This is a genomic window from Bradyrhizobium sp. IC4060, assembly GCF_020193715.1.
GTDB classification, from domain to species: Bacteria; Pseudomonadota; Alphaproteobacteria; order Rhizobiales; family Xanthobacteraceae; genus Bradyrhizobium; species Bradyrhizobium yuanmingense.
In genome coordinates this window covers 1-407 of the sequence record NZ_JADYVJ010000108.1, presented here as the reverse complement: position 1 = coordinate 407, position 407 = coordinate 1, and the positions used below count along the sequence as shown (strand labels likewise).

Here is a 407-nt window from a genome sequence, read left to right as displayed (position 1 = left end):
CTCATGACCTTCCCTTGCGTCCGCATTCTCGTGGAGCGGGGCAAGCTTCAGATTCACGGTGCCTATTTCGGCGTCGCCTCGGGGCGTCTGCTGGTCCGAGATCCGACCACCGGCCATTTCGCGCCGGTCACCGACACGGGCGACGAGCGCCGAGCTATGTTCCGGTGTGCGGGCGACTAGGCAAGAAACGCAATTCTCTCACACGACGGTGATATGACATTAATCAGGGGCCGCTTACTATAGCGCCAGCTTCTTTGGGGACTGCCCCCCAACGTGGCCTCCAGACGCCTCGCCCGCACCCTCGGGCGAGGCGTTTCGTCTTTTGAAGCATCTCCCTCGGTCAGCCGGTCGCGACGACCCCGAGCAGGTGCAGGCTGCCGCGCACTGCCTCCACATGATGGGCCATC

The 407-nt window shown here is 63.6% G+C and carries 1 pseudogene; it reads left to right on the top strand.

The features are described from left to right. Positions 1 to 180 (top strand): annotated as a pseudogene (locus tag I6F16_RS37705) (carbonic anhydrase); the annotation flags it as partial. Positions 181 to 407 lie beyond the last annotated feature (227 nt).